Origin of the sequence: Chromohalobacter nigrandesensis (assembly GCF_023061285.1) — a bacterium.
GTDB lineage: Bacteria > Pseudomonadota > Gammaproteobacteria > Pseudomonadales > Halomonadaceae > Chromohalobacter > Chromohalobacter nigrandesensis.
This window is the reverse complement of record NZ_JAKGAM010000004.1, coordinates 43,946-67,980: the sequence shown is the minus strand read 5'-3', so window position 1 is coordinate 67,980 and position 24,035 is coordinate 43,946. Positions and strand designations below refer to the sequence as shown.

Annotated in this window: 20 protein-coding genes; 6 read left to right on the top strand and 14 right to left on the bottom strand. The window is 61.7% G+C overall.

What is annotated here, in order from left to right:
* Position 1: 1 nt before the first annotated feature.
* The 3 genes from cydD to L1073_RS07060 are packed head-to-tail and all read right to left on the bottom strand — an operon-like array spanning position 2 to position 4,144.
* Positions 2–1,714: a thiol reductant ABC exporter subunit CydD gene (gene cydD, locus L1073_RS07070; protein WP_246897944.1), complete on the bottom strand. Its 1,713-nt coding sequence runs from the start codon at positions 1,712–1,714 to the stop codon at positions 2–4.
* A 3-nt stretch (positions 1,715–1,717) separates the two neighbouring features.
* Complete coding sequence (gene cydB, locus L1073_RS07065) at positions 1,718–2,719, bottom strand: cytochrome d ubiquinol oxidase subunit II (RefSeq protein WP_246897943.1); 1,002 nt, start codon at positions 2,717–2,719, stop codon at positions 1,718–1,720.
* Positions 2,720–2,722: 3 nt separating this feature from the next.
* The gene (locus L1073_RS07060) at positions 2,723–4,144 is read right to left on the bottom strand and encodes a cytochrome ubiquinol oxidase subunit I (protein WP_246897941.1); all 1,422 of its coding nucleotides are present in this window, start codon (positions 4,142–4,144) and stop codon (positions 2,723–2,725) included.
* Between the two features lie 337 nt (positions 4,145–4,481).
* Between L1073_RS07060 and L1073_RS07055 the strand changes: the two genes are divergently transcribed.
* Genes L1073_RS07055 through L1073_RS07045 form a run of 3 tightly spaced genes read left to right on the top strand, consistent with a single transcriptional unit; the run spans position 4,482 to position 7,505 of the window.
* Complete coding sequence (locus tag L1073_RS07055; protein ID WP_246897940.1) at positions 4,482–6,236, top strand: carbon starvation CstA family protein; 1,755 nt, start codon at positions 4,482–4,484, stop codon at positions 6,234–6,236.
* Positions 6,223–6,519, top strand: a complete 297-nt coding sequence (locus L1073_RS07050) for a cory-CC-star protein (RefSeq protein ID WP_246897938.1) — start codon at positions 6,223–6,225, stop codon at positions 6,517–6,519. The genes L1073_RS07055 and L1073_RS07050 overlap by 14 nt, the downstream gene beginning before the upstream one ends.
* Positions 6,520–6,563: 44 nt before the next feature.
* A complete protein-coding gene (locus tag L1073_RS07045) occupies positions 6,564–7,505 on the top strand; it encodes an ArsA family ATPase (RefSeq protein WP_246897937.1) in 942 nt (313 codons plus the stop codon).
* 24 nt (positions 7,506–7,529) lie between these two features.
* Here L1073_RS07045 and L1073_RS07040 read toward each other — a convergent pair whose 3' ends face one another.
* Positions 7,530–8,504 carry a calcium/sodium antiporter gene (locus L1073_RS07040; RefSeq protein WP_246897935.1) on the bottom strand — a complete coding sequence of 325 codons (975 nt, stop codon included), beginning with the start codon at positions 8,502–8,504 and terminating at the stop codon, positions 7,530–7,532.
* A 271-nt stretch (positions 8,505–8,775) separates the two neighbouring features.
* Between L1073_RS07040 and L1073_RS07035 the strand changes: the two genes are divergently transcribed.
* The 3 genes from L1073_RS07035 to L1073_RS07025 are packed head-to-tail and all read left to right on the top strand — an operon-like array spanning position 8,776 to position 12,405.
* Positions 8,776–10,122 (top strand): paraquat-inducible protein A, encoded by a 1,347-nt coding sequence (locus tag L1073_RS07035; protein ID WP_246898284.1) that lies wholly within the window; start codon positions 8,776–8,778, stop codon positions 10,120–10,122.
* Positions 10,115–11,761 (top strand): intermembrane transport protein PqiB, encoded by a 1,647-nt coding sequence (pqiB, locus tag L1073_RS07030; protein ID WP_246897934.1) that lies wholly within the window; start codon positions 10,115–10,117, stop codon positions 11,759–11,761. The genes L1073_RS07035 and pqiB overlap by 8 nt, the downstream gene beginning before the upstream one ends.
* 14 nt (positions 11,762–11,775) lie before the next feature.
* The gene (locus L1073_RS07025; protein WP_246897932.1) at positions 11,776–12,405 is read left to right on the top strand and encodes a PqiC family protein; all 630 of its coding nucleotides are present in this window, start codon (positions 11,776–11,778) and stop codon (positions 12,403–12,405) included.
* A gap of 15 nt (positions 12,406–12,420) precedes the next feature.
* Here L1073_RS07025 and L1073_RS07020 read toward each other — a convergent pair whose 3' ends face one another.
* The 10 genes from L1073_RS07020 to L1073_RS06970 form a co-directional block, all read right to left on the bottom strand.
* Positions 12,421–13,119, bottom strand: coding sequence for an RNA polymerase sigma factor FliA (locus tag L1073_RS07020; protein ID WP_246897931.1), 699 nt, complete (start codon positions 13,117–13,119; stop codon positions 12,421–12,423).
* Positions 13,120–13,256: 137 nt separating this feature from the next.
* Positions 13,257–13,688 carry a flagellar protein FlhE gene (locus tag L1073_RS07015; protein ID WP_246897929.1) on the bottom strand — a complete coding sequence of 144 codons (432 nt, stop codon included), beginning with the start codon at positions 13,686–13,688 and terminating at the stop codon, positions 13,257–13,259.
* Positions 13,685–14,122: a hypothetical protein gene (locus L1073_RS07010; protein ID WP_246897927.1), complete on the bottom strand. Its 438-nt coding sequence runs from the start codon at positions 14,120–14,122 to the stop codon at positions 13,685–13,687. Before L1073_RS07010 ends, L1073_RS07015 begins: the two co-directional genes overlap by 4 nt.
* Positions 14,123–14,132: 10 nt before the next feature.
* A complete protein-coding gene (flhF, locus tag L1073_RS07005) occupies positions 14,133–16,334 on the bottom strand; it encodes a flagellar biosynthesis GTPase FlhF (RefSeq protein ID WP_246897926.1) in 2,202 nt (733 codons plus the stop codon).
* Positions 16,331–18,415, bottom strand: coding sequence for a flagellar biosynthesis protein FlhA (gene flhA, locus L1073_RS07000; protein WP_246897925.1), 2,085 nt, complete (start codon positions 18,413–18,415; stop codon positions 16,331–16,333). The genes flhF and flhA overlap by 4 nt, the downstream gene beginning before the upstream one ends.
* The gene (flhB, locus tag L1073_RS06995) at positions 18,412–19,581 is read right to left on the bottom strand and encodes a flagellar biosynthesis protein FlhB (protein ID WP_246897923.1); all 1,170 of its coding nucleotides are present in this window, start codon (positions 19,579–19,581) and stop codon (positions 18,412–18,414) included. The genes flhA and flhB overlap by 4 nt, the downstream gene beginning before the upstream one ends.
* A 199-nt stretch (positions 19,582–19,780) precedes the next feature.
* Complete coding sequence (cheZ, locus tag L1073_RS06990) at positions 19,781–20,470, bottom strand: protein phosphatase CheZ (RefSeq protein WP_246897921.1); 690 nt, start codon at positions 20,468–20,470, stop codon at positions 19,781–19,783.
* Positions 20,471–20,492: 22 nt separating this feature from the next.
* Positions 20,493–20,882, bottom strand: coding sequence for a chemotaxis response regulator CheY (gene cheY / locus L1073_RS06985; protein WP_246897920.1), 390 nt, complete (start codon positions 20,880–20,882; stop codon positions 20,493–20,495).
* Between the two features lie 136 nt (positions 20,883–21,018).
* Complete coding sequence (locus L1073_RS17210; RefSeq protein ID WP_281506019.1) at positions 21,019–22,731, bottom strand: methyl-accepting chemotaxis protein; 1,713 nt, start codon at positions 22,729–22,731, stop codon at positions 21,019–21,021.
* 76 nt (positions 22,732–22,807) lie between these two features.
* Complete coding sequence (locus L1073_RS06970) at positions 22,808–23,872, bottom strand: protein-glutamate methylesterase/protein-glutamine glutaminase (protein WP_281506018.1); 1,065 nt, start codon at positions 23,870–23,872, stop codon at positions 22,808–22,810.
* Between the last annotated feature and the right edge of the window lie 163 nt (positions 23,873–24,035).

Sequence of the window (24,035 nt, the reverse complement as noted above, 5' to 3'; positions counted from 1 at the left end):
TTCATGACAAGGCCTCCGGCGACGTCGGTACATCCTGTGAATGCAACTGCCCCGCCTCGAGACGCAACACGCGGTCGGCCATGGCCATGACGGCGGGATGGTGCGTGGCGATCACCAAGGTGCGGCCTTGGGCGGCCAATTGCTTGAGCCCCTCGATCACGCGGCGCTCGCTGTCGGGGTCGAGGCTCGCCGTGGGTTCGTCGAGCAACACCAGCGGCGCATCGCTGAGAAATACCCGTGCCAGCGCCAGGCGGCTGGCCTGCCCGCCGGACAGCCCCAGGCCGCGCTCGCCGAGGAAAGTGTCGAGCCCCTCCGGCAAGGCAGCCAGCAAGTCGCCAAGCTGCGCAGCACTCAGTGCCTCGCGCAATCGCGCGTCACTGGCCTCGGGCGCGACCAGACGCAAATTCTCGGCCAGCGTGCCCTGCATCAGGAACGGACGCTGATCGAGCCAGGCCAAGCGTGACTCGGCATGCAATAAAACCTCGCCCGACTCGGCATCGACAAAGCCGGCGAGCACTTGCAGCAGCGTCGACTTGCCGGCGCCCGAGGGTCCCACCAGCGCCACTACCTCGCCATCGGCGATATCGAGATCGAGCGGCCCCAACACGCGACCGCGCCCGGTATGCGTCACGCTGACCTCGGTCAGGCGCGCCCGCAGTGGCGTCGTGTCGTCGTCACTGTCTAGAGGCGCCATGCGTGGGCCCTGGGGTGGCGTCTGCGCAAGCAAGGCACGCAAGCCCTCGGCGGCGCCCAGGGCACTGGCTCGGTCATGATAATGCTGCGCCAGCAAGCGCAGCGGCTGGAAGAAATCCGGCGCCATGAACAGCAGGAACAACCCGCTGAACAGCGTCAGTTGATCGGCCGGACCGAACTGGATGTACCCCAGCAGCCCGAAGCCAATGTAGATGGCGATCACCGCAATCGACACCGAGGCGAAGAATTCCAGCACCGCCGAGGAGAGAAACGCCACGCGCAGCGTTTTCATATTGCGCCGCCGATAGTCGTCGGCCACCGCCGTGACTTCCTCGGTGGCCTGGCGGGTACGGCCGAATAGCTGCAAGGTGGTCAGCCCGCGCACGCGGTCGAGAAAATGCCCCGCGAGACGCGTCATGGCCTGGAACTGCTGTTCATTGAGGCGCTGGGCCCCCATGCCGATCAACGCCATGAACAGCGGAATCAACGGCGCCGCGATCAGGAAGAACAACGCCGCCAACCAGTCCAGCGAGAATGCCACACCGAGAAAGATCAGCGGCATTACCACCGCCAGCGTGGCCTGAGGTACGTACCGTGCGATATAGCCTTCCAGCGCCTCGACCTGATCGACCAGTTGCGCGGTGCTGCCGGCGCTATGTCGCTCGGCCAGAGACACCGGCCCCAGCGCCGCGAGATGATCGAGCACCTGGGCGCGCACGCGTGCCTTGACGCGCAGCCCGGCTTCCAGACCGCAGGTCTCCTGCAGCCACTGCGCCAGGCTGCGCACGATCACCGCCCCAGCCAACGCCGCCGCATAAGGCCATAGCGTCACCAAGGCCGACTCGTGGACCACGACGGCGCTGATCAGCCACGCCATCAGGCCCAGTTGCGCCAGTGTCGCCAGCCCGCCGACGACACCGGCAGCGATGGCAAGGCTCAGGTAGCCGCGCACCTCGCGGGATTGCGCGGCCAGCCATTGGCGCGACGCACGCGCCGGGGTTTGTGCTTGAGATCGAGACACGGCTCAGTGATACCCCTCGCCGACACGCACCTTGCCGCGGAATACCCAGTACGACCAGGCGGTGTAGGTCAGGATGATGGGCACCACGAACAGTACGCCGATCAACAGGAAGAACTGCGATTCGGGAGCGGATGCCGCATCCCACAGGGTGTAGTCCGGCGGAATGACATACGGCCAGCGGCTCACCAGCAACCCCATGTAGGTGAAGATGAACATCCCCAGTGTGAGCAAAAACGCCATCAGCTCACGCCCTTTGCGGTTGGCGGCATAGATGCCGACCACGCAAGCCAAGGCCAGTGCCGGCAGTAGCCAGATCACCTGCATATGGTTGAACCAGCGCTCCCAGACGCCCGGATCGATCCACGGCGTCCACAAGCTGACGATGACGAAGACCAACACCACGCCAGCGAGCAACTTGGGTACCAGGCTGCGCGCCCAGTCACGCACATGGCCTTCGGACTTGAGCACCAGCCAGGTCGCACCGAGCAATGCATAGCCGGCCACCAGCCCGAGACCGGTAATCACTGAAAACGGCGTCAGCCAGTCGAGCGCCCCACCGGTGAACACGCGATCGGCGGTCTCGAAACCTTCGATATAGGCCCCCACTACGGCGCCCTGGGCGAAGGCCGCCACGAAGGAGCCGCCGGCAAAGGCCGCATTCCACCAGTTGCGTGTACGCCGCGATTTGAAGCGAAACTCGAAGGCCACGCCACGAAAGATCAAGCCCGCTAGCATCAGAAAGACCCCGATGTACATCGCCGGCAAGAGGATCGAATAGACCAGCGGGAAGGCTCCGATCAGCCCGGCACCTCCCAGTACCAGCCACGTCTCGTTGCCGTCCCATACCGGAGCGACGGAATTCATCATCACGTCACGCGCGTCTTCATCCGGGGCGAAGGGAAACAGGATCCCCAGCCCCAGGTCGAAACCATCCATGAGCACGTACATGATCACACCGAAGGCGATGATGACGGCCCAGATCAACGAGAGATCGAACGTTTCCATGGTTTAGCTCCTGTTCGGGGCGCGATCGTCGCGCGCATCATCGAAGGGCACGTGGGCGGCGGACATAGGCCGTGCCGGACGGTCGTGGCTATCCAAATCCTCCGTATCGTCGTGTTCATCAAGGCCCTGATTGATCACCTTGCACAGGTAATAGACACCGGCGATGAAGATCACGGCGTAGACGGCGATATAGCCCAGCAGCGTGAACAGCACCATGCCGCCACTCAGCGAGGGGGTGATGGCATCGGCATAGTCGAGCACGCCGTAGATCAACCACGGCGAACGCCCGGTTTCGGTCACGAACCAACCCGCGACCACCGCGACGAACGGTGCCAGGCTCATGCCTTGCAGCCCACGCAAGAACCAGCGACTGCGATACACGCGCCCGCCCTTGCGTAGTACCAGCCCGGCGACGGCGAAGGCGATCATCAAGAGCCCCAGCGCCACCATCACACGGAAGCTATAGAAGGTGATCCACACTGGCGGCTGCTGCGCACGGTCGATTTGATCGAGCCCCGGTACGACGCCGTCTGGGTCGTGGCGCAGGATAAGACTGGCGCCATTGGGAATGCCGATCTCCACGCGGTTGGCCTGCAAGTCGCGGTCCGGCAATGCGAACAGCAACAGCGGCACGTTCGACTGGGTTTCCCAGTTGCCTTCCATGGCAGCGATTTTCATCGGCTGGTGTTCCAGTGTATTGAGACCGTGTTCATCGCCGACGAAGGCTTGCAGCGGCGCCAAGAACAGCAACAACCATAGCGTCATCGACAGCGCACGCTTGTGGGCATCGACCTCACGACCGCGCAGCAGGAACCAGGCGCTGACCCCGGTCACCACGAAGCCACCGGTCAAGAACGCCGCCAAGGCCATGTGCGTGAAGCGGTACGGGAAGGAGGCGTTGAAGATCGCATCGAACCAGGAGGTCACATGGATCACACCCTCGCGAATCTCGTAACCGTCGGGGGTCTGCATCCAGCTATTGGTGGCCAGGATCCAGAATGCCGAGATGAAGGTACCCACGGCGACCATCAGCGCGGCGAAGAAGTGCACCGCCGGCGAGACACGATGCCGGCCGAACAGCAAGACCCCCAGGAAGCCGGCTTCGAGGAAGAAAGCCGTGACCACCTCGTAGCTCAACATCGGGCCGATGAAGTTCGCCGCCATCTGCGAGAAGTTGCTCCAGTTGGTGCCGAACTGGAACGCCATCACGATGCCGGACACCACGCCCATGCCGAAGACCACGGCGAAGACCTTGGTCCAGAACAGGCCGAGGCGGTCCCAGACGCGGTTGCCCGTGGACACGTAAAGGCCCTGCAGCACGGCGATATAGGATGCCAGCCCGATCGTGAAGACCGGAAAGATGGCATGAAAGGAAACCACGAATGCGAACTGCAATCGCGACAGAAGAATCGGATCTAGCGCCATGGCTGACTCCTTGAAGCCCACGTAGTCGAAATGTCATCGGAATGAGGTGGTCACTACGAAAAACGGCCACCGTTTGGTTTTTCTTATCTCGCCTCCGATACCCATTCATCGTAGAGGCTTTATATAACCTTAAAAAGCGCTATGGCGGGGTTTCGTATGTGTCGCGTTGCCGCAAGGCAAATTGCCGCATGCGCGCCAATGTCGCAGCCGCCTTCGTTCTGCATCGTTCGTCTAACGGAAAACGCCATCATTCTTTGGTAGGGTCATTGCTCTCAAACCGTGCACTGCCGGGCACGCAACGCCATCGCATCATGCTCGTTATCGACAAGGATCACCCATGAACGCTATTTGGATCGCCATCTTCGGCGCCGTGTGTTTCGTGATGGGCTATCGCTTCTATTCGAAGTTCATCGCTGAACGCATTTACCGACTTGACCCCGATTTCCAAACGCCCGCTCACACCTATCAAGACGGCGTCGACTACGTGCCCACCAACAAGTGGATTCTATGGGGACACCACTTTACCTCGGTGGCTGGCGCAGCCCCTATCGTGGGGCCTGCCATCGCTATCTACTGGGGCTGGCTGCCGGCCATCCTGTGGGTCGTGCTGGGGACCGTGTTCGCCGCCGGCGTGCATGACTTCGGCGCCGTGGTGCTTTCCAATCGTCATAAGGGGCACTCCGTCGGCACACTGGCCAACAAGTTGATCGGTCAACGCGCCAAGCTGCTCTTTCTGTTCATCATTCTGATCCTGGTATTGATGCTCAATGCAGTCTTCGCCTGGGTCATCGCCAACCTCTTCATCACCTTCCCTGCCAGCGTGCTGTCGGTGCTCATCCAGATTCCGCTGGCAGTATGGATCGGCTATCGCGTATATCGTCATTCAGGGTCGATGCTCCTACCTTCGGTGATCGCCCTTGTCGTCATGTATGCCACCGCGTTGTTGGCCAGCGAAGTCCCGATACTGCAGTTCGATCTGGTCAGTTGGTTCGGCGGCACCGACACAGCGGTGGCAGGAGGCTTCAACGCCACTTCGATGGCCTTCCTGGTGTGGATCGTGGTGCTGATGGCCTACGTCTACATCGCCTCGACGCTGCCGGTCTGGAAGCTCTTGCAGCCGCGTGACTATATCAACTCGCATCAGCTCGTGGTGGGGCTCGCCCTGCTGTATCTGGGGTTGTTCTTCGGGGCACCGGAGATGACCGCACCCAGCGTCAACGGTGAAGCCGAGGTCAGTTGGTACCCGCTGCTGTTCATCACCATCGCCTGCGGGGCGATTTCCGGCTTCCATGGCCTGGTCGCCTCGGGCACCACCTCCAAGCAGATCGACAAGGAAACCGACGCGCGCATGATCGGCTACGGCGGCGCCTTGGGTGAAGGCATGCTGGCACTGATCGCCATCATCGCCGTGGGCACGCTATTCGCCTCCAGCGCAGATTTCACCGCTACCTATTCAAGCTTTACGGCCGCCGGTTCCAACGGGCTCGGTTCCTTTGTGAAAGGTGCCGGGCAACTGATCGGCAACCTCGGCATTCCCGAGCACATGGGCTCGACCCTGGTCGCGGTAATCGTCGTCAGCTTCGCTGCCACCACGCTGGATACCGCTATACGTCTGATGCGCTACATCATCGCCGAACTGGGCACCGAATACGGCATGCCAGTGATCGCACGCAAACACGTCGCGACCAGCATCGCCGTCATCGCCAGCGCCGCGCTGGTGATCCTGCCGGAAGGCCCCAAGGGCTTCGGCTCAGGCGGTTACTTGCTGTGGCCGCTGTTCGGCACCAGCAACCAGCTACTGGCAGGCATCACCCTGATGCTGGTATCGGTATGGCTCAAGCGCCAAGGTCGCCCGGTGGTCTTCACATTGGTGCCCATGCTGTTCCTGCTGGTGATGACGCTGTGGGCCATGGGGCAGCAGGTAATCTTCACCTGGTCGGGCTTTGGCGATGCTGACCGCAACTTGCTGCTGTTCACCTTCGGTAGCTTGATCTTGGTCTTCGCGCTATGGATCCTGCTCGAGGCCTCGCGAAGCTTCCGCCAGGGCCCGACAGCCTCCCAAGAGTCGTTGAGTTCCGATGAGTCGCGCTGACGACGACAACGCCGCGCCCGCCGGTTGGCGGTCGCGGCTCAAACAAATCATCGAGGGCTACGACGCGGTGCTGAGCCTTCAGCACCGCCGTGAAATCGCCCGCGAGCTTCAGGATGAAGAAGATCTCTTCATGCTGCTGTGCTTCTGCGACATGATGGGAATCCCCAACCCCGTCGGCGACATGACCCTGGAACTTTATCCCTACATGCTGGACCGCTTTCACGAGTGGCATCAGCGCCAGGGCATGCCCCGCTCGCCCCTGGACGGTTTTCGCTGCTGCTGAGCAGCGTCGATGACGCGTGGCACAATCGAGGAGAAAAAGTCGATATGGCCAAGAGCCTGTTTTTCGGCGGCAAGGGCGGCGTCGGCAAGACTAGCTGTGCGACCGCTTACGCGCTGAGCTGCGCGGATGCCGGATGGAACACCCTGCTGGTGTCCACCGACCCGGCCCACAATCTGGCCGATCTATTCGGTCGCCAACCCGGCCCGACACCGACACGCATGCGCCCCGGCCTGGATGTCGTCGAACTCGACCCCGACCACGAAACGCAGCGCTACCTGGAGCAAGTCAAGGACAACATCAAGCCCATGGTAAGCGGCGAACGCAGCGCAGCGGTATTCCGCCAGCTCGATCTGGCCCGCCATGCACCGGGCACCGAGGAAGCCGCCTTATTCGATGCCCTGGTTGGTCTGCTGCTGGATACCGGCGAGGACTATGATCGGTTGATCTTCGATACCGCGCCGGGCGGCCATACCGTACGCTTGCTGGCGTTACCGGAAATCATGGGCGCCTGGGTGGACGGCTTGATGCAACGTCGCCATAAGGTGCGTAACGATTACAAGGCCTGGCTGGGGGACGGCGAGGTGGTAGACGACCCCATTCAGGAGGCGTTGATGCGCCGCCGTGGGCGTCTCGCCGCCGCTCGCGAGCACTTGACCTGCTCTGCACACTCGGCGGTGATCCTGGTCGCCAACCCGGAACGCCTGCCGGTGCTGGAAACGGCCCGCACGCGTGACCTGCTCGAGGCCAATGGTTTGCATGTCGGCGCGGTGGTCATCAATAAATGCTTGCCCGCCGAGGTCGATAGTCAGTGGCTCACTAACTGGCGCGAGGAGCAGCGCCCGTGGATCGAGCAGCTCGAGACGGCGTTTGCGGATCGCACGCGCATACGCATCGACTATCAATCCCGCGCGCCCGCCTCGAGCGAGGACCTGCGTCCGCTCAGCGAGGCCCTTGGCGAGCTCTCGCCCTGGCACGAGCATGTCTAAGCGACTGGCTCGATGCGGATTCGCCTAGCGTCCGCCAACGACCGACATCACCAGCCAGGCGGTATACACGATAAAGGCGGCCAACAGCAGCGCGCCTTCTACGCGGTTGATGCGCCCCTGCCCCTTCCAGCCGATGCCGAACACGGTCAGCGCCAGGGTCAAACCCGCCATGACGGGCCAGTCGCGCACCAGGACCGCACCCTCCACGTCGATGGGCGTGATGACGCCCGCCAACCCCACTACCGCCAGGGTATTGAACAAATTCGAGCCCACGACATTACCGATCACCAGATCGTGCTCATTCTTGCGTACCGCGCTAATAGACGAAGCAAGCTCCGGCAGCGACGTGCCGATGGCCACGACCGTGAGCCCGATGATGAGGTCGCTGACCCCAAACGCAGAGGCGATATCCACCGCCCCCCATACCAATAGGCGCGAGCTGGCGATCAGCATGACCAGCCCCACCAGGGTCCAGGTGATCGCGCGCTTGAGCGTCATCGACTGAGTATCGAGGTTAGCGGTGGTATTGTCGGCCAGCGTGTCGCTGCCCTGCTGACGTCCCCGCATGACGCTATAGGTTAGAAACGCCACCAGCATCGCCAGCAGCAATACGGCATCCCAGCGCGAAACGTCGCCATCCTGCAGGCACCACAGCGAGGCCAGGGTCACCAACACCAGCAGCGGAAGCTCCTGACGCAACACTTGAGAGTGCATGGTCAATGGGCTGAACAATGCCACCAGGCCCACGATCAGGCCAATATTGGCAATATTAGAACCATAGGCGTTACCCAGCGCGAGACCGGGATTGCCTTGCCAGGCGGAAAGCCCCGAGACCATCAGCTCCGGCGCCGAGGTGCCGAAACCGATGATCACCATACCGATCAACAACGGCGGTAACCCCAGGTGGCGTGAGGTCGCCGCTGCACCATCGACGAATCGATCGGCGCTCCATACCAGGACCGCCAACCCCAGCGCTACGGCAATGATGGCCATCAGCACGGTACTTCTCCTTGAATGTCGTTGCCCTTGAACATCGTCGTGACATGCATGTTATCGCGATGCCGCGCTATTCTAACGCAATTGGCCGGGCACGCTACTGACAAACATACGCACGTGAATGTACGCTGTTCGCTATCCTGATACCTCAGGCAAAAAGGTGGCGCGCCAACTTGCTATAGTACGCACGTTACCCGGCACCCTAAATCTTGGAGCGAGACTGAGTTTGGTCGATACCGTTTCGTCACATGCGCCCCAGCACCCACCGCGCGACATGGCCTCGGGTGTGGCAACGACGCGCCACTCACGGCGGCGTCTGCGCGCCTGTCACGAATGCGATTTGCTAGTGGCGCTGCCGCCCTTGCGTCCTCGAGAAAAAGCCGACTGCCCGCGTTGCGAGCATACGCTGGCCACACGCCACGACAAGCCTGCCGAGCGCAGCCTGGCACTGGCCGTCGCCGCCTTGGTCATGCTTATGCTGTCGGTGGCCTTTCCTTTCATCAGTTTCGAGGCACGTGGCGTCACCAACCGTATCGAGCTGACCGAAACTGCCTCGGCACTGGTCGGCTTTCACGAACCACTGGTGGCGATTTGCGTGCTGCTGACCGTGATCATCCTGCCCACGGTCTATCTGTGTGGCGTCATCTGGCTCTCGCTGGGACTTCTCAAGCGCCGCGTTCTGCCCTATTCGCGCGGTATCGCCCGCACCCTGAAACACTTGACACCGTGGATGATGGCCGATGTCTTCGTTATCGCTGCGCTGGTCAGTCTATTCAAGATCGCGGGAATGGCCGATGTCGACCTGGGGCTCTCATTCTGGACGTTCTGCGCCTACGCCTTGCTATTGCTGCTCACCACCCAATCCATCGACACCGACTGGATGTGGTTCGCGCTGGCCAGCGAGCCCTTGGCGCCGGAAGGCGCCCGCTCGGGCGAGCCCGCAGCGCCGCAAGGCTTGAGTGGATGCCCGACCTGCGGGCTGGTCAATCGTCTCGATCCGCGAGGGCGCGGGCGCTGTCGGCGTTGCCGAGAAACGCTGCACGCGCGAACCCCCGGGAGCCGTCAACGCACGCTGGCCCTGCTATTCGCCGCGCTGCTGATGTACATTCCGGCGAACCTTTATCCGATCATGAGCACGACATCGTTGGGTAACACCTCGCCCTCGACCATCATCGGTGGCGTCATGCTGTTTCTGCAGCATGGCGACATTCCCATCGCGGTGATCATCTTCACCGCCAGCGTGGTGGTGCCCATCGGCAAGATTCTCGCGCTCGGCTGGTTGTGCTACGCAGTACGCCATCGCGGCGAGCCGCTGGGCAACGTCACCCGCGTACGCCTGTATCGCATCACCGAGTTCATCGGCCGCTGGTCGATGGTGGATGTGTTCGTGGTCGCCATCCTCGTCGCGCTGATCCGCGCGGGCGAATTGATGTCGATATCGCCTGGCCCCGCCGCCCTCTCCTTCGCCAGCGTTGTGGTGCTTACCATGTTGGCGGCCCACAGTTTCGATCCCCGCATGATCTGGGACGATCTTCCCCAGCGACCTCGACGCGCGTGGCGCGACCGCCTACCACGACATATCGCTACCGTTTCATCACGCAAGGAATCCGACGATGCCTGAAGCTCCACAGCGCGCGACACGCCAACATCGCCGACGCCTCTCGCCGATCTGGATCGTGCCCCTGGTGGCGATCCTCATCGGCTTATGGATGCTTTACGATAACCTTTCCGGCCTCGGCCCCACGATCACGCTACAAATGGAAAACGCCGAAGGCATCGAAGCCGGCAAGACGTTGATCAAGACACGCAATGTCGAGGTCGGCCGCGTCGAGGATGTGACGCTTTCCGACGACATGTCGCACACCGTGATCACCGCGCGCATGCAGCCCGATACCGAACGCATGCTCAATGACGATGCGCGTTTCTGGGTGGTCAAGCCACGCATCGACCGCGAAGGCATTAGCGGCCTGGGGACCGTGCTCTCGGGGGCCTACATTCAATTGCTACCCGGCCACGGCGATGAGCCGCAACGCGACTTCGATGTGCTCGACCAGCCCCCGGTCGCGCCCCCCGACGCCCCGGGCATCCGCATCAACCTGGTCAGCCAGGTGGGCAGTTCCCTGAGTGCCGGCGACCCGATCACCTATCAAGGCTTCACGGTAGGCCGCGTGGAGAACACCGAGTTCGACCCCGACAAGAAGGAGATGCAGCACAGACTTTATATCAAGGCGCCTTACGATTCGTTGGTCACCGACACCACACGCTTCTGGGTCTCGTCGGGCGTCGACCTGCGCCTGAACTCTCAGGGATTCCAGGTCAATATCGAGTCGATGGAATCGCTCATCGGCGGTGGCGTGACCTTCGGGGTCCCCGAAGACGTGGAGATGGGCGAACCTGCCGAACCGGAGACGACCTATCAGTTGTTTGGCGACGAGGAAAGTGCCCGTGAAGGGACCTTCGATCATTATCTCGACTATGTGCTGATGGTCGAGGATACCGTGCGCGGGCTTAGCCACGGCGACTCGGTGGAATATCGCGGCGTGCGCGTCGGTACCGTAGAAACCGTGCCGTGGCATTTCTCGGCGCCGCAGTCCAACGACTCCCAGGACCGCTTCGCCATTCCCGTGCTGATTCGCATCGAACCCCAGCGCTTCGACGACACCCAGGACGATTTCGATGCCGATGAATGGCGCGATCGTCTCCAGGGCATGTTCGAGAACGGCCTTCGCGCAACACTCAAGCGAGGCAATCTGCTCACCGGTGGCCTTTTCGTGGACTTGAACTTCCGCGACGATCCCGAGCCTTACGAGTCGCGTACGTTCGAGGACAAGCAGGTCTTCCCGACCACCACCGGCAGCCTGGCGCAGATCGAGGAGAAGGTCTCGAACCTGCTCGACAAACTCAACGACGTGCAGATCGAGCCCGTCCTCGACTCTCTCGACGAGACGCTGTCGACCACGCAGAACACGATGCAGCAAGTCAACGAGATCGCCGCTTCAGTGGACACGCTGCTCGACGACCCGGCAACGCGCGAGCTACCCGGCAATCTCAACAAGACGCTGCGCCAGACTCGCGACACGCTGGATGGTTTCTCTCCCGACTCGCAGGGTTATCGTGAACTCAACGATACGCTCTCGCGGCTCGAGTCATTGATGCGCGACCTGCAACCCGTGGCGCGCACGCTCAGCGAGAAGCCCAACGCTCTGATCTTCGATAGCGAAGACGCCCCAGATCCGCAACCCAGGGCCCCACGCCAATGACCGAGATAACATTAATGCATACGCGATGCCCGACGCGCCCGATGCGGCTTCTCGCCGCCGCCGGGCTGGGGCTCTTCATGTCGCTGCTGGTCGGCTGCGCCGGACAAGGCATCGACCAGTCGCGCTATACGCTCCCCGATGAGACGCAAAACGTCAAAGTCGCCGGTGACTTCAAAGGTAGCGTCTCTCTGGCGGCGCCACGCATGGCCAGCTACCTGAAGGATGACGGTATCGTCATGCAACTCGACGACATTCGCATCCACCAGGCAAGCAACTATTTATGGGCCGAACCCCTGGATCGCCAATTGCAGGAACGCATGCGCCAGCATCTCGGACAGGCACTGCCCAACGCCGACGTGCTGCGTCGTGGGCAATCCGGGGAGCCCTCCACACCGGCGCTGCATGTCCAGCTCGACGTCGACCGCTTCCAGGGCCGCGACGACGGCATGGCCGTGGTCGGCGGTCAGTGGCGCATCCGTGACGACGACGATCGCACACTGTCACGCGAGTCCTTCGAGATCGAGCGCCCGTTGGAAGACGATGGCTATCCCGCGCTGGTGAGAGCGCTAGGGGCGGCCTGGGGCACCCTCGGTGACCGCTTGGCCAATACCCTGGTAGAGGTGGGGGATGCAGCGAAGAAATAATGAGCCTGGCGGGTCTCAGGCGGCAAGCCGCCCCCTGAGACGCGCCACGGCTTGGCTATGCAGTTGGCATACCCGCGACTCGCTGACCCCGAGCACGGCACCGATTTCCTTGAGGTTGAGTTCTTCCTGGTAATAAAGCCCCAGCAATAGCTTTTCGCGTTCGGGGAGATGTTCGATGGCCTCGACCAAATGGGTACGCGCATCGCCTTTCAATAGTGACTCGAGCGGCGTCGCGGGGGCGGTTTCACCTGCCGGAGGCTCGCCAAGCTCGGAAACCACCTCGTCAAAGCCCAGCAGATAGCCGTTATTGGCATCCAGCAGCAGCTGATGATATTCGTCGACGCTCATATCCAGCGCGCTGGCGATCTCGCGCTCGTCCGGGGCACGCCCCAGCGACTGTTCGAGCTTATGTACCGCCTGATCCAGCGCCCGCACACTGCGACGCACGCTGCGCGGCATCCAGTCGCGACTGCGCAGTTCATCGATCATCGCGCCGCGTACGCGCTGGTTGGCGAAGGTGGAAAAACTCGCCCCTTGGGCGGTATCGAAACGTTCCAGCGCGTCGAGCAAGCCCACCATGCCGGCTTGAATCAAGTCATCGAGTTCGACACTGGCCGGTAAGCGTACTTGCAATGCCAGCGCATGACGCCGCACGAGGGGCGTGTATTGCTCCAGCAATGCGCGTTGGTCGATTTTGCCCTGTGCCGTATACATCTCTATCGCCTCGGATGTTCGGGGTCGACGCGCGACGCGACGCCCGCTGACATTATCGAGCTTCCGGTCCGCCAGCCAAGGCCGGAATAACCCCCGCTTGTTGGGCCTTTTCCCGAATTCGTTTCCACCGCGCCCTTTCAGCGGTAATTCACGATCAGTTGTAGATCCTCGATACGCACATCCCCGCGCGGCGCGCTCCGGGAGTCAGCTCGCCGAAAGCGCAGTACAAAAGGTCCCTCGGCGGAAAGATCTTCCAAGGCCTGCGTCCCTCCGCGACGCGTTGCCATTTCGACACAGCGATGCGGATGACACAGCCACGCCCGCACTTCGCCCGGTCCCTTCGTGGTGTAACGCCAGGACACTCGCGTGATACGGCCATCGCCGACCGCGTGGGACCTGGGCGGCTCCAGGGGCGCCGTGCGCTCGTCACGCCCCGGCGTCGTCAGCAGCGGCCCACGCGGCAGCGTCACCGCCCAACTGCCGGCTTCGACGGCGTGCGCGAATGGCGTCATGCTCAGCGTGGCGCCTAACGCGGCCAGCAATGCCATGACGCAGCCCAGAGTTTTCACGAGCGGCGCTCGCTTGAGGGTAGCGTCTGCGCCAGCCACTCGGCAGCGTCGACGTAAAGCTCGACCGCCAGGAAGCGGCGCGCCGTGTCCACCAGGTTGCCAAGCGGCATATCGCCCGCGCTAGCCGGATCGCGTATCACCAGCAGACGCGGTAGACGTTCGCGCTGCGACCACTGCTTGAGTTCGCGATAGGCACGCTGCAGACCTTCCGCGCCGGGGGCCACCCAGACTCCCCAATGTGGCGAGGAACGCTGGGCGGCGGTCACCTCGCCCACGGCGAGGGGCAAAGTCTCCCAGGTAAGGCCACTAAGTGACGCCAACCGTTCACAAGTCGCCGTCACCGCCTGAGGCGACGGATGGCCGATCGTCACCAGAGCTGCCTTATCGCGGCGTTGACTCGCATAGGCGCGTAATCCTGCTGCTTGATCGTTCATCGTCGTCACCTTACGATGCCTGTGACAGTGCTGCATGCGCCGTCAGCAAGTGCATCAACCCCTGCAGCAGGGTATCGGGGCTGCGGCGCTTGCGTTCACCGGCGAGACGCTTCACCACCGGACGCGCATCCACCGCCCAGCCGTCCTCGCTCAAGTCCATGCGTAGCGCCAAGGACGCCAATTGCCCTGCCAGGTAGACGCGCAGTTCGCAGTCGAGAGGTGCCGACGCCCCCAACTGTTGCCACGCCGTGCGCATCAAACGCGGCAGATCGTCCTGTTCGAGCTGGCGATAGACGAAGGCGCGCATATCGATCTCCAGCGCATCGCCGCCATGCCCTAGCCAGTGATAGACGCCACGCCGACGCTCGCTCTCGGGGTCGTGACTCGTGGCGATCCACAATTGCAGAGTCGTCGTATCGGCCTCGGCCAAAGTCACGGGTAAGCGCGACAGCGTCACACGGCGCGTGCGACCACGCAGGCGGCAAGTATGCTGGCCACAGGGCTCGGCCAGATCGACCAACTCGCCTATCGCCAGACGTTCACCGGCATGCCAGACGCGCTGCTGCACCCGCGTACGGGCCAGCCAGGGGCTGTCCGCTTCGCGCAGCTTTTGCCTGACATCGGCGTCGGGTACCCGCGCGAACACATGCCAATGACTGCCCAGATGGCGACGTGCCAGGGTCAGGCGTTGCGTATCGGAGGGCGGCCAGCGATGCAAGGGCCAAGCCAGCGGCAATACATCACCGTTGGCATCCAACGGCAGCATCGGTGCTGCCCAATCCATTCCTCGTGGCTTGCCACCCGGCCAGAACAGCCCGGTCGCCTCGGCGTCATGCCATGCCTTGATCATCGGCGGCGGTACCAGGTGTTCTTCGAGCCAGGCTTGCTGTATGGCACGCGGCGACTCGCGACGGCGCCACGCGGCGTCGAGCCAGGACACGCCCGGCACGTCGCGTCGCAGCGTTTCCATCACCCGCGTCAGTTGATCGCGCTGTGCCAGGAGATCCCGCGATAATGCTTGCAGGCCCTGTCCCGAAGCGGTCGGCCGCAGCATGTCAGTAAGCACGCCATCATCGAAGGTGAACGGCGAGCCTTGCCCCACGGCCAAGGCTTCGTCCAATAACGTTGGCGCTTCGGCCAGACGAATGTCCTCGGGCACGCGCTGACCATGGGAGACGTAATAGAGGCATAGCCGATGGCGCATCACGACATCCAGCGCAGCCCCCAAGCGCGGCGCTTCGTCGACCTTGGTCAACAGGCAACCGTAAAGCGGCGCACCGGCATCCCGCGAGGCACGCTGATAGGTCTCGACGACCTCTTCGAGCGTATCGCCATGGCTTGCCGCATTGAGCAGCAAGAGACGCCGCACCGGACGGCTGGCACCGCCAAGGCGCGCGATCTGCCCCGTCACGCGCTGATCGCGCTGGCTCATGCCCACGGTATCGACGATCACCATGCGTTTGCCTTCAAGGCGTGTCAGCAAGCCTTCAAGATCATCTTCATGATGCACGGCATGCACATCGACACCCAAAAGGCGGGCATAAATACGCAATTGTTCATGCGCGCCGATACGGTAATCATCGGTGGTCACCAACGCTACGTCGTCCCCGCCGAAGCGCATCACGTAGCGCGCCGCGAACTTGGCGGTGGTCGTGGTCTTGCCCACGCCGGTCGGCCCCACCAGGGCAAACACACCGCCCCCTTCGAGCATCGTCGCCTCGTCGTCGAGCACCTCGAGACGCGTCTCTAGCTGACGTCGACTCCAGGCCAGCAGACGCGGATCATCGGCATCGACCTCGGCGAGTTCGTCGGGCAGCGTCTCGAGCATTTCGCGCACCAGACGGGCACTGAAGCCGGCAGTAATCAGACGCTGGCGCAAGACACCGCGCACGCCGGGGCGTGCACTGCGTGGGCGTGGTGTCTCGGCGATATGCGACATCAGCAGTTCGCGCATGGCCTGCATCTCGGCGTATAGGCGATCCTGCCCCGGCGCGGACGGTGCAGCATCGGACGGCGCATCAGCCTGCGCGGGCACGGCCACGTCCTCGGCCTGTTCGACCAGTGACGACTGGGCCTCTTCGGCCACGGCAACGACTTCGACGCCGTCATCCATGCGCCGGTTGGAAAGAATCAGGGCGTCGTCCCCCAGTGCGTCTCGCACCTGACGCATCGCCTCGCGACTGGTGGCACCGAGAAAACGCATCACACTCATGAACGGGCTCCGACGGTAGCGGTGACACGCAAGGTGCGGTCATCAGGGATTTCGGCATTGGACATCACCACCAGATGGGTGATGCGGCGACGCAGGAAGCGAGCCAGCAAGGCGCGCAGACCATGCTGGACGACCAGCACCGTCGGTTCGCCACGCGCTTCCTGACGCTCCACGGCAGCCATCGCCTGTTCCATGAGGGTATCGGCGAGTCCCGGTTCCAGGCCACCGCCATTGCTTAGCGCCTGGGTCAGGACTTGCTCGAGATTGGCTTCCAAGCCGATGACATGCATCTCCTGGTCGCCCGGGAACCACTGCTGGGTGATCGCACGTCCCAGCGCCACACGCACCATGGCGGTCAACTCGTGGGGATCGGTCTGCTGGGACGCATGCTCGGCCAGCGTATCGAGGATGGTGCGCATGTCGCGAATCGAGACTTCCTCGGCGAGCAGATTCTGCAAGATCCGCTGCATCGCGGTCAGGCTCAGCAGCTTGGGCACCACATCCTCGACCAGCGACTTGTTGTCGGCCGCGATCTTGTCGAGCAATTGCTGTACTTCCTGACGTCCCAGCATGTCATTGGCGTGGCGATGCAGCAGGTGGTTGAGATGCGTGGCCACCACGGTACTCGCATCGACCACGGTATAGCCGTAGACCTGGGCGCGCTCGCGCTGCGCGGCGTCGATCCACACGGCGGGCAGACCGAACGCCGGGTCCTGGGTCGCCGTACCTTCCACATTACCCGATACTTGCCCAGGATCGATGGCCAACCATTGGCCAGGATGCGCATCGGCCCGCCCCACTTCGACGCCCTTGAGTGTGATGACGTAGGTCGACGGCCCAAGTTCGAGGTTGTCACGGATGTGCACCACCGGCGGCAGGAAGCCGACATCCTGAGCGAATTTCTTGCGCACGCTCTTGATACGCCCCAGCAACTCGCCCTTCTGGCGGTGATCGACGAGCGGAATCAAGCGGTGGCCCACTTCAAGCCCCAGCGTATCGACCAGTTGCACGTCGTCCCAGGTTGCCTCGGGCACTTCGGGCTGTGGGGGCGGTGTCTGGGGGGACGCTTCTTGGGTGACCTGTTGCTGGTCGCGCCGCCACATCCACCATGCCAAGCCCCCGAGCAACGCGGTGAACAGCAAGAAGACCAGGTTGGGCATGCCCGGCACAAGGCCCAACAGCCCCATGACGCCTGCGGCCAGCATCAGGACCTGCGGATTGTTGAAGAGCTGGCTGATCAGTTGCTGACCGACATCCTGATCGGTGTTGACCCGCGAGACGGTGACACCCGCCGCCGTCGAGATCACCAGCGCCGGGATCTGTGCCACCAGGCCGTCGCCGATGGTCAGCAAGGTATAGGTATGCCCGGCATCGGAAAAGCTCAAGCTGTGTTGCGCCATACCGATCGCCAGGCCGCCGATCAAGTTGATCATCATGATGATGATGCCGGCGATGGCATCACCGCGCACGAACTTGCTGGCCCCGTCCATGGAGCCGTAGAAATCGGCTTCCTGAGAGGTTTCCTGGCGCCGCGCCCGCGCCTCATCCTCACCGATCAAGCCGGCATTGAGGTCGGCATCGATGGCCATCTGCTTGCCGGGCATGGCATCCAGCGTAAAACGCGCGCCGACCTCGGCGATACGGCCCGCGCCCTTGGTGATGACCATGAAGTTGATTACCACCAGAATCATGAACACGACCAAACCGACGGCAAAGTTACCGCCGATCAGAAAGGCACCGAAGGCCTCGATCACCTTGCCGGCCGCATCGCCGCCTTCGTGGCCCTCCATCAACACTACGCGCGTGGAAGCGACGTTCAACGACAACCGCAATAGGGTCGAAAACAACAAGACTGCCGGGAAGGCCGCAAAATCGAGCGGCTTCTGCGTGAACATGCTCACCAGCAGCACCATCACGGCCAGGGTGATGTTGAAGGTAAAAAGCAGGTCCAGTATGAACGCCGGCAAGGGCAGAATCATCATGCTCAGAATCATGATGATAAGCACGGGACCGGCAAGCACCTTCAAGCGGGTGTCGTTCAGCCACCCACGACGGCCCCATAACTGACTCAACGCATTCATGGTGTGTCCTTGGCGTCGGCAACGTTGTGCCGAGACGGATCTAACTCGTCGGGCACGGGCAGGTCATGTGGCGTTTGCGGCCAGTCACCTCCTTCCTCGCGCACACGTTTCAAGCGGTAGGCCCAAGCCAGGACCTCCGCCACGGCGGTATACAGATTCGCGGGGACTTCTTGATCGAGGTCCACATGCTGATGCAGGGCGCGCGCCAACGGCGGCGCCTCCAGCAAGGGCACGCCATGCGCCTCGCCCAACTCGCGAATACGCGTGGCAACCAGATCCGAGCCCTTGGCCACGACACGCGGCGCCTCCATCTGACTCCCCTCGTACATCAGCGCCACGGCATAATGCGTGGGGTTGGTGACGATGACATCCGCATCCGGCACCTTGGCCATCATCCGCCGCCGTGCCATGGACTGCTGCTGGGCGCGCATGCGGGCTTTGACCTGAGGATCGCCCTCGGTTTCCTTGTGCTCTTTCTTGATCTCGTCCTTGGTCATGCGCAGCTTCTTGGTAAAGCTCCACAACTGAAACGGCACATCGATCAACACCACGACGATGAGTGTCGCTACGCAAAAGGCGAGACACAGCGCGGCAAGATCCATACCCCGCGCCAGCGCTTCACTCAAAGGCAGGTTCATCAAGCCTAGAAGGTCGCCACGATGCCACCACAGGAAGACGACAGCGACGCCCCCCACCAATACCGACTTGGCAACGGCCTTGCCCAATTCCGCGACTGCTTGCGATGAAAACATGCGTTTCAATCCTTTCAGCGGATTGAGCTTGGACACTTGGGGCTGCAACGCTTTCCCTGATATCAACCAGCCACCCAGCATGACCGGCGCTACCAGCGCGACGACCGATACGATGAGAAACAACGGCAACAAGGACATCAGTGCGTTTCTACCCAACGCCCAGACATGCGACATCAGCACGGTAGTATCGGATGCTTCACTGCGTGAAAACATGAATGACTGTTCCATGACCACCCCCAAGCTGTCGTAGAGGTGGCCGCCGAGCGACCATAGCGCCATCACCCCCGCCGCCAACAGCATGAAGGTCGTCAGCTCGCGCGAACGCGCAACCTCACCGTCTTCCTTCGCCTTGTCGAGTCGTCGTGGTGTCGGGTCTTCGGTCTTTTCCTCGTCGCTGTCGCTACCCTCAGCCATGAGCCCTCTGACGTCGTGGCGCTAGAAGCCCTTCGCCAAGGTAAATACCTAAGCGTCGAACAACCGCATTCATCGAATGGGCGCTATTTTCTCGGGAACGCGGGACAGCCGATCACTGGAATAGCGGCTACTTAGCTATGCTATTCAGGGGACGCGGGGCTGAAATGCTGCCGGCGGGCACCGGCAGCACAGGAAGGGATCAGAAACCCAGGCTATCCAGGAGGTCATCGACCTGGTCCTGGTTATTGACGACATCGGTACCTTCGGGCTTGACTTGCGGCCCGTTGAGCAGCTCTTCATCATCTTTCTTGCTTTTACGCGAGCGTTCGTCGGCGAGTTGCTGCAATTCTTCCTTGTTATGGCTATCAGGCGCGGTATCGATCAGCACCTGCACTAGCTGTTGCTCGATCTCGCGAATGACATCCATCATTTTCTTGATGACCTGACCGGTCAGGTCCTGAAAATCCTGGGCCATCATGATTTCGAGCAACTGCGCATTGGTTGCCTTGGTCTGGGTCGGCACATCACGCAGGTAGTCACGCGTATCCTTGACCAACTCCTTGGCGTCGTCCAGCTCGACAGGCGCAGCGAACCATTCTTCCCAGCGTTGATCGAGCTTCTCGGCGCCCGACTCCATACGCTCTTGCAACGGCTGCGCCTGATCGATCGCATTCAATGAACGCTCTGCCGCTTGCTCGGTCATGGAGGCGACATAACTGAGACGGTCCCGCGCATCCGGAATCGCTTCGGCCGCCTTTTCGATCTCTTTGTCGAGCCCCAGCTCGCGCATGCTTTCGTGGAGCATGCGCGTCATCTTGCCGATCTTGTAGATCAGATCGTCAGCGTGGGTGCCATCCGCACTGTTCTCCGGCTGCGTTTCACCGCTCATGGCCTGCCCTCCTCGTGCGAACTTACTTGCCCAGTTTCTCGAAAATCTTGTCCAACTTCTCTTCCAGCGTCGCAGCAGTGAACGGCTTCACGACATACCCATTCGCCCCGGCCTGTGCAGCGGCGATGATATTTTCCTTCTTGGCTTCCGCCGTCACCATCAATACCGGGAGTTCCGACAACGCATCGTCCTCACGGATCTCCTTGAGCATCGCGAGGCCATCGAGGTTGGGCATGTTCCAGTCAGAAACCACGAACTCGAAACCACCGGCACGCAGCTTATTGAGTGCTTCCTGGCCGTCTTCCGCTTCATCGACATTATTGAAGCCAAGTTCCTTGAGCAAACTGCGCACGATGCGCCGCATGGTCGGGAAATCATCCACGACCAAAATGCTCATTTTCTTGTCTGCCATACATCCTCCGATTCATTCAATCTGGCTAGTGATTCGCTTCGCAAGCTTGTTCATCTGGGTGGTGCGCTTGGCACACCACTCTGGCGGTATGGCTTAGACATTGTCTGAAAAGCACCTGCGCTTGATCAGACAAGGCCTAGAATTCTTCCCACTCGTTTTCTTCTTGCGTCGTCGAAGTATGCTTCGACGGCACCTGACGTGTCTGCGCTGACGACTTGGACGTTGCGGTCGGTGCCGACACCGCCGACTTGGTCGCTGGCGCGCGCGTCCCGGGCAATGCCTGGGCCTGGTGTGATCCACCGCCTGGCAAACGGAAGACCGAGACGACGTCTTCCAAGCGCTGCGCCTGCTCTTCGAGCGACGCGGATGCGCTCGAGGCTTCCTGGACGAGAGAAGCGTTCTGCTGGGTCACCTGGTCCATCTGCGTCACGGCCTGACTGACCTGCTCGATACCATCGCTCTGCTCCTGCGAAGCTGCGGAGATCTCGTCCATGATATCGCTGACGCGTTTCACCGCCTGGACAACATCACGCATGGTGGTCTCGGCGTTGCTCACCAGCTCGGAGCCCTGCTCGATCTGAGTGGTCGAGGTATGAATCAGGCCCTTGATTTCCTTGGCGGCCTCGGCACTGCGGCTGGCCAAGTTACGCACCTCACTGGCGACCACCGCAAAGCCACGTCCCTGTTCGCCGGCACGCGCTGCTTCGACCGAGGCGTTCAACGCCAGAATGTTGGTCTGGAAGGCAATCGAGTCGATCATGCCGATGATGTCGGAGATCTGCTTGGAGCTATCGGTGATGCCCTGCATGGTCGTGGAAACTTCCTGCATGACATCGCCGCCACGTCCTGCCGTGGTCGAGGCATCGCTCGCCAGGGAACTCGCCTGGCGCGCATTGTCGGCATTCTGTTTAACGGTGGAGGTCAGTTCCTCCATGCTCGAAGCGGTTTCCTCGAGCGAGGCGGCCTGCTGCTCGGTACGCGACGACAGATCGGCATTCCCGGACGCGATCTCGCGGGCGCCACCATGAATCGAACCGCTGGCGTCACGTACGGACGTGACCGTGCCCACCAAACCGGTTTGCATGTCGCGCATGGCGGCGAACAGGCGGCCGATCTCGTTCCTGCCGCGTTCGGCGATGCGATGCGAGAGATCGCCCTTGGCTATGTGCTCGCAATGCTCGACCGCTTCATCCAACGGCTTGACCACATTCTTGACCAGCACCATGCGCACCAGGACGGCGATGATAACCGACAGGATCAGCAACACGATCTCGACAACTTCGATCCAATGACTTCTATCAGCGTCGGCAAGAATGGCATTCTCCACGCGACCCTCGGCGTACTGGATAAAGTCACGCACGCTATCATCCAGATTATCCATCAGCGGATTGATACGCTGGTCGTCCTCTGTGCGAACGGCGTCTTCGCCGGCACTCAGCTGACGCTGGACCTCATCGCGAAAAGCCGCAAAGGATTCGTCGATACGCGCGGCGTACTCTTCACCGGCATCGGTCCTGGCCACTTGATCGAACGCCTGGATCCGGTCACCGGCCTTATCCATCGCGCTTTCTACTGCTGTTTGCAGCTCTTGCACACGCTGAGTATCCCCGGCTTCCACCGCGTTGCGATAACTTGCCAGCAATGCCCGTGCACGCACTAGATTGAGCGTGGCGCGATTGACGGCGCTGGCTTGCTGGAACCCGAGGTTATTGATGGTATCCAGCCCCTCGGCGCTTTTTTGATTGGAGTAGAACCCTAATCCAGTAATGATCACGATCATCACGACCATGATGGTCAGCGCGATCGTCAGACTGGCCCTGACCGAAAGGTCATTGAGTATTTTTCCCATGTCGTCTCCTGACAAGTTCCCTGGCGTAGATTGAGATGATGAGTCGAGCGTTGTTCTTTTAATTCGTTCGAGAGTCTTATACCCGCTGCGCGCGCCCGGAGGCTTCGGCGCGTTTCATTAGGGCAGCGGGGATATCGGAAAGCGCGATGGTATCGGCGGCGCCACCGAGAAGCACTGCTTCGCGCGGCATGCCGAACACCACGCAACTCGCTTCATCCTGAGCAATGGTATAGGCACCTGCCTGATGCATTTCGAGCAGGCCCGCCGCGCCGTCCTTGCCCATGCCGGTGAGAATCACACCGAGAGCGTTGCGGCCCGCGCTTTGCGCAGCAGAATGAAACAGTACGTCCACCGATGGACGATGCCGGTTGACCGGCGGCGCATCGTCCAAGCGAATGACATAGTTGGCCCCCGAGCGGGCGAGTTTCATGTGCCAGTCACCCGGGGCGATATAAGCGTGACCGGGTAGAACACGCTCGCCGTCCACGGCTTCTTTTACGGAAATACGACACAGCTTGTCGAGGCGCTCGGCGAAGGACTTCGTGAAGCCGCCCGGCATGTGTTGGGTGATCAGAATCGCCGGGCTATTGGCGGGCAAAGGCTCCAGCACATGGCGTATGGCTTCGGTGCCACCCGTGGAAGCCCCAATGATGATCACCTTTTCGCTCGATAGCAGCGGTGCCTTGAGCGGTGCCTTGTCCTTGGCCGGCGGCTGCTTGGACACGGCTTTCGGACGTGAGCGCGCCGCCGCTCGGATCATGTCGGCGATCATTTCGGTATATTCGAGCATGCCCTCGCGAATGCCCATTTCCGGCTTGGCGACGAAATCGACGGCACCTAGTTCCAGTGCGCGCAGGGTAATCTCGGAACCTTTCTGGGTCAGCGAAGACACCATCAGTACCGGCATGGGACGCAAACGCATCAAACGCTCGAGGAAATCGAGACCGTCCATGCGCGGCATTTCCACGTCCAGCGTCAACACGTCGGGATTGGTGCGCTTGATCAGATCCCTGGCGACCAGGGGATCAGGTGCCGTGGCAACGACCTCCATATCCGGCTGACTGTCAATGATCTTGCTCATTAGGTCACGAATCAGCGCCGAATCATCGACACATAGCACCTTGATCTTATTCGAGGACAACGCCACCACTCCTTACGCTCTGTCTGAAAGCGGCCAGCACTCGCCGGCCTTTCAGACAGGGCTTAATGTTCGTTACAGGGAGATCCCGGGGCCTCACGCATGGAAACCGCCGACCAATTGCCGTGCACGGCAAACCCACATGCATGTTCTATCGGCCAGTCGC

Bases quoted from the DNA above. Each gene is read 5' to 3' on its own strand.
- L1073_RS07055 (WP_246897940.1), top strand. From the start codon at position 4,482: ATGAACGCTATTTGGATCGCCATCTTCGGCGCCGTGTGTTTCGTGATG.
- L1073_RS07050 (WP_246897938.1), top strand. From the start codon at position 6,223: ATGAGTCGCGCTGACGACGACAACGCCGCGCCCGCCGGTTGGCGGTCG.
- flhB (WP_246897923.1), bottom strand. From the start codon at position 19,581: ATGGCTGAGGGTAGCGACAGCGACGAGGAAAAGACCGAAGACCCGACA.
- L1073_RS07020 (WP_246897931.1), bottom strand. From the start codon at position 13,119: ATGTATACGGCACAGGGCAAAATCGACCAACGCGCATTGCTGGAGCAA.
- L1073_RS07010 (WP_246897927.1), bottom strand. From the start codon at position 14,122: ATGAACGATCAAGCAGCAGGATTACGCGCCTATGCGAGTCAACGCCGC.
- L1073_RS07025 (WP_246897932.1), top strand. From the start codon at position 11,776: ATGCATACGCGATGCCCGACGCGCCCGATGCGGCTTCTCGCCGCCGCC.
- L1073_RS07035 (WP_246898284.1), top strand. From the start codon at position 8,776: ATGGCCTCGGGTGTGGCAACGACGCGCCACTCACGGCGGCGTCTGCGC.
- cheY (WP_246897920.1), bottom strand. From the start codon at position 20,882: ATGGCAGACAAGAAAATGAGCATTTTGGTCGTGGATGATTTCCCGACC.
- L1073_RS07060 (WP_246897941.1), bottom strand. From the start codon at position 4,144: ATGGCGCTAGATCCGATTCTTCTGTCGCGATTGCAGTTCGCATTCGTG.
- cydB (WP_246897943.1), bottom strand. From the start codon at position 2,719: ATGGAAACGTTCGATCTCTCGTTGATCTGGGCCGTCATCATCGCCTTC.
- L1073_RS07045 (WP_246897937.1), top strand. From the start codon at position 6,564: ATGGCCAAGAGCCTGTTTTTCGGCGGCAAGGGCGGCGTCGGCAAGACT.
- L1073_RS17210 (WP_281506019.1), bottom strand. From the start codon at position 22,731: ATGGGAAAAATACTCAATGACCTTTCGGTCAGGGCCAGTCTGACGATC.
- cheZ (WP_246897921.1), bottom strand. From the start codon at position 20,470: ATGAGCGGTGAAACGCAGCCGGAGAACAGTGCGGATGGCACCCACGCT.
- flhF (WP_246897926.1), bottom strand. From the start codon at position 16,334: ATGAGTGTGATGCGTTTTCTCGGTGCCACCAGTCGCGAGGCGATGCGT.
- pqiB (WP_246897934.1), top strand. From the start codon at position 10,115: ATGCCTGAAGCTCCACAGCGCGCGACACGCCAACATCGCCGACGCCTC.
- flhA (WP_246897925.1), bottom strand. From the start codon at position 18,415: ATGAATGCGTTGAGTCAGTTATGGGGCCGTCGTGGGTGGCTGAACGAC.